Origin of the sequence: Limnohabitans sp. Rim47 (genome assembly GCF_001517545.1) — a bacterium.
Lineage (GTDB): Bacteria > Pseudomonadota > Gammaproteobacteria > Burkholderiales > Burkholderiaceae_C > Limnohabitans_A.
In genome coordinates this window covers 1-6,852 of record NZ_FBYA01000009.1, presented here as the reverse complement: position 1 = coordinate 6,852, position 6,852 = coordinate 1, and the positions used below count along the sequence as shown (strand labels likewise).

The following is a 6,852-nucleotide window of genomic DNA, read 5'->3' as shown; positions in this document are numbered from 1 at the left end:
CTTGGGCAGCGCGGCAGGGGGCACGACTTTGGCCAGCGGAGCAACGCTGGACTTGGCGGGGGTGACGGTAGCAGCAGAGGGCTTGGTGTTGCAGGGCGGCACTTTGAAGGACGCCAGCAGCCAGTGGGGCGGCACCATCTCGATGACGGCGGACAGCACGTTTGACATTGCCCAAGGCGACACGCTGACAGTCACAGGTGCCATTTCAGGCACAGGCCGTTTGACCAAAACAAGTGGTGGCATTTTGGTGTTGAGCCATGCCGCCAACGCCTACGAGGGCGGCACCACCCTCAGTGGTGGTGTGTTGCAGGTGTCTGCTGATCGCAATTTGGGTGCTGTGCCCGGAGCAGTCATCGCCAACAACATCACGCTGAATGGGGGCACCTTGCAGGCCACTGCCGACATGACCCTGTCGGCCCTGCGTGGCATCACAGTGACTGCCAACAGCAAGTTCAGCACCGACGCCAGTGTCAGCGTGAACTATGCCGGCGTGATCGCAGGCTCTGCCGGCTTGACCAAGTCGGGCTCTGGCTCGTTGGTGCTGACTGGCACAAACACCCACACCGGGAGTTTGACTGTGGCTGGCGGCACACTCCAATTGGGCAACGGCACAACCGGTGCTTTGGCGGAGGCCAGCAACATCGTGATCGATAGCGGGGGCAAACTGACCCTGAATCGCAGCAACGATTTCACTGTGGCCAACGTCATCTCTGGCGCAGGTGCCTTGCAACAAAGTGGTTCGGCCACTGCCACGTTGACGGGCAATAACAGCAACTTCATGGGCAGCACCTCGCTGGCAGCAGGCTTGTTGAATGTGGGGAATGCCAACGCTTTGGGCAGTAACAGCACAGGCTCAATTCAATTTGACGGCGGCGCACTGCAATACAGCACCGATAACCAGGTGGACTATTCGGCGCGTATTTCTAACGCGGTCAGCCAAACGATCAAGATCGACACCAACGGTCAAGCCGTGACTTTTGCCGCCGGCCTTTCAGGCTCGGGCGTGACGATGACAAAACTTGGTTCCGGCACATTGACGCTGTCGGGTGCCAACACTTACTCGGGTGACACCAACGTCAATGCAGGCACCTTGAAGGTCACGGGCACATTGGCTGATAGCACCGATGTGGTGGTGGCTTCGGCTGCCAGTTATAGGGTGCAAGCCAGTGACACCATTCAGTCTTTGAGCGGTGCTGGCGCGGTGGCGCTTGCCACTGGGGTGACGCTGATCACAGGCGATGTCAATAACCAAACCATCTCAGGCGTGATCAGTGGAACGGGCACGTTGAGCAAGGTGGGAAGTGGCACGCTGACCCTGAGCGCCGCTAATACCTACGCGGGTGATACCCAAGTCAATGCCGGCATCTTGAAGGTCACGGGTACCTTGGCCGATATCACAGATGTCGTGGTGGCTTCTGGTGCAACGTACCACGCAGAAGCAACGGACACCATTGCGTCGCTTAGCGGGGCAGGTGGCATTGTGTTGGGCAGTGGGGTGACGCTGACTACAGGCGACACCAACAACCAAACCATCTCAGGCGTGATCAGTGGTGCGGGCGCATTGCGCAAAGTGGGTAGCGGTGCATTGACCTTAACAGGCGGTAACACTTTGACGGGCTTGGTGAGCATCGAAGCGGGCACCTTGGTGGCCAACCACAGCGCGGGACAAGCGCTGGAGACCGCTGCCAAAGTGCATGTGAGTGCTGGCGCGGTGTTGAACGCCGGCACACCTTCGGCTGGCACCACCACCCTCCAGTCGTTGGCGGGTGCGGGTGATGTGGTGGTCGGGGCGGACCAGCGATTGAAGGTCACTGCGGGCCTGGCGGGCGACGAGTTTTCGGGCGTGATCAGCGGCGGTTCTGGCAGTGGTGGTCTGGAAGTTTCAGGCGGTACGCTGACCCTGAGTGGCGTTAACACTTACACCGGCAACACCGACATCACCGGGGGTGCGACCTTGAAAATAAAGGGTGCAGGCAGCATCGTCGCGTCAGGCGCAGTGCACGTTTCGGGCAGCAACGGCGCTGTGCTGGATATTTCTGGCGCGTCTGCAGGGGTCGCCCTCAACAACCTGTCGTCGGCAAGCAACCTTACTGGTTCTGTGCTGTTGGGCAGCAACACGCTCACACTGAACACCGCCGGCTCCCGCGAGGTAGGCATGGTGGTCAGTGGCACCGGTGGCTTGAGCAAAACCGGGGCCGGCACCCTGACCCTGAGCGCGACCAACACCTACACAGGTGGCACAGCGATTGAAGCGGGAACCTTGGTGTTGACGGGTGCGCTGAACAGTGCGACCGATGTCAGCCTGACTGGCACCTCGGTGTGGGACCTGCGCGCCACACAGACGGTGGCCAGCTTGAGCATGGCCAGTGGCAGCAGCATCACACGCGGGGCCGGTACATCGGCCTTGACGGTGACAGGCTTGTCCACCTTGGCCCGCAGCATCTGGGACCTGCGCGCCACACAGACGGTGGCCAGCTTGAGCATGGCCAGTGGCAGCAGCATCACACGCGGGGCCGGTACATCGGCCTTGACGGTGACAGGCTTGTCCACCTTGGCCCGCAGCATCACGACGAGTGGCACGCAAACCTACCATGGTGCGGTCACTTTGGCGGCAGAAACGTCGTTGACCGGTTCCACCATCAACACGCAAAGCACGCTGGCCGGTGGCGGCAACGCCTTAACGATCACGGGTGCAGCCGATATCGACGGCGCATTCACAGGCATCACCAACCTGAGTGTGTCGGGCACTGCCAACATCGGTGCGAACGTCACGACCACGGGCATGCAGACTTACGCAGGTGCCGTGACTCTAAGCGGTGGCGACCGTACCTTGACCGCCTCGACAGTGAACACGCAAAGCACGTTGGCCGGTGGCGGTAATGCGTTGACCATCACCGGTGCGGCCGACATCGATGGCGCCTTGAGCGGTATTACGAACTTGAGCGTGTCGGGCACTGCCAACATTGGCGCGAACGTCACGACCACGGGAACGCAGACCTATGGTGACGCTGTGACCTTGAGCGGTGGCGACCGCACATTGAGCGGATCCATCATCAACACGCAAAGCATGCTGGCCGGTGGCGGCAATGCGTTGACCATCACCGGTGCGGCCGACATTGACGGTGCTTTCACAGGCATCACCAACCTGAGCGTGTCGGGAACTGCGAACATTGGCGCGAATGTCACGACCACGGGCATGCAGACTTATGGCAGCGCTGTGACTTTGAGCGGCGGCGACCGGACTTTGATTGGCTCTACCATCAATACGCAAAGCACGCTGGATGGTGGCGGCAATGCGTTGACCATCACTGGTGCAGTGGATGTTGATGGTGCGTTCACCGGCCTTACCGCTTTGAGCATCAGCGGGGATTCGAACCTTGGTGCCAACGTCACTACCACAGGCACGCAGACCTATGGTGGCGCTGTGACTTTGAGCGGCGGCGACCGTACCTTGACCGCCTCGACAGTGAACACGCAAAGCACGTTGGCCGGTGGCGGCAACGCGCTGAGCATCACTGGTGCAGCGGATGTTAATGGTGCGTTCACCGGCCTCACCGCTTTGAGCATCAGCGGGGATTCGAACCTTGGTGCCAACGTCACCACCACAGGCGCGCAGACTTACGCTGGTGCCGTGACATTGAGCGGTGGCGACCGCACCTTGACAGGCACCAGCATCAATACCCAAAGCACTTTGGCGGGTGGTGGCAACGCCTTAACGATCACGGGTGCAGCCGATATCGACGGCGCATTCACTGGCCTCACCAACCTGAGCGTGTCGGGCACTTCGAACATTGTCGCGAACATAACGACCATTGGCACGCAAACCTACACCGGTGTCGTGACGCTGAGCGGTGGTGACCGTACTTTGACAGGCACCAGCATCAATACCCAAAGTACTTTGGCGGGTGGTGGCAACGCCTTAACGATCACGGGTGCGGTCGATATCGACGGCGCATTCACTGGCCTCACCAACCTGAGCGTGTCAGGCACTTCGAACATTGGCGCGAACGTCACGACCAGTGGCTCGCAAACCTACACCGGTGCCGTGACGCTGAGCGGTGGCGACCGCACCTTGACAGGCACCAGCATCAATACCCAAAGCACTTTGGCGGGTGGTGGCAACGCACTGACGATCACGGGTGCGACCAACATTGACGGTGCTTTCACTGGCCTCACCAACCTGAGCGTGTCAGGCACTTCGAACATTGGCGCGAACGTCACGACCAGTGGCTCGCAAACCTACACCGGTGCCGTGACGCTGAGCGGTGGCGACCGCACTTTGACAGGGATCAGCATCAATACCCAAAGCACTTTGGCGGGTGGTGGCAACGCCTTAACGATCACGGGTGCAGCCGATATCGACGGCGCATTCACTGGCCTCACCAACCTGAGCGTGTCGGGCACTTCGAACATTGGCGCGAACATCACGACCAGCGGTACGCAAACCTACACCGGTGCCGTGACGCTGAGCGGTGGCGACCGCACCTTGACAGGCACCAGCATCAATACCCAAAGCACTTTGGCGGGTGGTGGCAACGCACTGACGATCACGGGTGCGGCCAACATTGACGGTGCTTTCACTGGCCTCACCAACCTGAGTGTGTCGGGAACTGCGAACATTGGCGCGAATGTCACGACCACGGGCATGCAGACTTACGCTGATGCGGTGACTTTGAGCGGCGGCGATCACACCTTGACCGCCGCGACAGTGAACACGCAAAGCACGCTGGCCGGTGGCGGCAATGCGCTGACCATCGCCGGTGGCGCTGATATCGATGGTGAATTCAGTGGCATTACGAATTTGAGCATCAGCGGCGTTTCGAACATTGGCGCAAATGTAACTACCAGCGGAACGCAAACCTACGGCGGTGCCGTCACGGTGTCTGCCGCAACCACCTTGATCACCAGTAACAGCGCAGTCAGTTTCAATGATGCCTTGGTGTTGAACCAAGCCTTGAACGTGGGTACCGGCTCGGGTGCAGGCAACATTTTGATCGCGGGTACCGTGAATGGCGCCCATGCACTGACTCTGAATGCGGGCATGGGCAATGTGGTCTTGAGCGATGCCGCGGGTGCAGGCACTGCATTGACTTCACTCACGGTCAATGCTGCAAACATCGCCTTGCACGATGTTCGTACGGGCGCATCAGGCACGCAGACTTACACCGCGACCAGCGGCATTGAAACCAACAGCACTTACCAATCTGCGGGGGGGGCCATCACATTCAATGGCAACCTCGCCTTGAAAGACAATTTGGTGATCGACACCACCGGCAGCGGTCAATCTGTTTCGGGTGCGAATGTGGTCCTGAGTGGTACAGTCAATTCGCAATCGGGTGAGTACAACACCATGGCCTTGACAGCGGGCAGCGGGAACATCACTTTGGGTGGTTCGGTGGGTGCTGCAGTTGGTGGCGCTTTGGGCTCGGTCACAGTGCATTCCGGCGCGACCCGATTGGGTGGAAATGTCACCACCAATGGTATGCAAAGCTATGCAGATGCCGTTACGCTCATGGCCAATGCCGAGCTGAAAGCCAGTGAAGTATCCCTGCCATCTGTGGCACTGGCGTTCAATGCCTCGACTTACGAGCTCGCTGTGAACTCGACAAGTAATGACTCAAGGATTTCGGGCGAGATCAGTGGCGCCGGGTCGTTGGTGAAGAAAGGCAACGGCACCCTGACCTTGAGCGCGACCAACACCTACACAGGTGGCACAGCGATTGAAGCGGGCACCTTGGTGTTGACGGGTGCGCTGAACAGTGCGACTGATGTCAGCCTGACTGGCACCTCGGTGTGGGACCTGCGCGCCACACAGACGGTGGCCAGCTTGAGCATGGCCAGTGGCAGCAGCATCACACGCGGGGCCGGTACATCGGCCTTGACGGTGACAGGCTTGTCCACCTTGGCCCGCAGCATCTGGGACCTGCGCGCCACACAGACGGTGGCCAGCTTGAGCATGGCCAGTGGCAGCAGCATCACACGCGGGGCCGGTACATCGGCCTTGACGGTGACAGGCTTGTCCACCTTGGCCCGCAGCATCACGACGAGTGGCACGCAAACCTACCAGGGTGCGGTCACTTTGGCGGCAGAAACGTCGTTGACCGGTTCCACCATCAACACGCAAAGCACGCTGGCCGGTGGCGGTAATGCGTTGATGATCACGGGTGCAGCCGATATCGACGGCGCATTCAGCGGTATTACAAACTTGAGCGTGTCGGGCACTGCCAACATCGGTGCGAACGTCACGACCACGGGCACGCAGACTTACGCAGGTGCCGTGACTCTAAGCGGTGGCGACCGTACCTTGACCGCCTCGAAAGTGAACACGCAAAGCACGTTGGCCGGTGGCGGCAATGCTTTGACCATCGCCGGTGCCGTTGACATTGAAGGCGCCTTGAGCGGTATTACGAACTTGAGCGTGTCGGGCACTGCCAACATTGGCGCGAACGTCACGACCAGTGGCTCGCAAACCTACACCGGTGCCGTGACGCTGAGCGGTGGCGACCGAACCTTGACCGCCTCGACAGTGAACACGCAAAGCATGCTGGCCGGTGGCGGCAATGCGTTGACCATCACGGGTGCGGCCGACATTGACGGTGCTTTCACAGGCATCACCAACCTGAGCGTGTCGGGAACTGCGAACATTGGCGCGAATGTCACGACCACGGGCATGCAGACTTACGCTGGTGCGGTGACTTTGAGCGGCGGCGACCGTACCTTGACCGCCTCAACAGTGAACACGCAAAGCACGCTGGCCGGTGGCGGCAATGCGTTGACCATCACTGGTGCAGCGGATGTTGATGGTGCGTTCACCGGCCTCACCGCTTTGAGCATCAGCGGGGATTCGAACCT

1 protein-coding gene is annotated in these 6,852 nt (G+C 60.1%); it reads left to right on the top strand.

Features of this window, described 5'->3' with window-relative positions:
* Nucleotides 1–6,852 (top strand): autotransporter-associated beta strand repeat-containing protein (locus tag BN3544_RS14045; protein WP_197409915.1); only part of this gene is annotated, 6,852 nt, incomplete at both ends.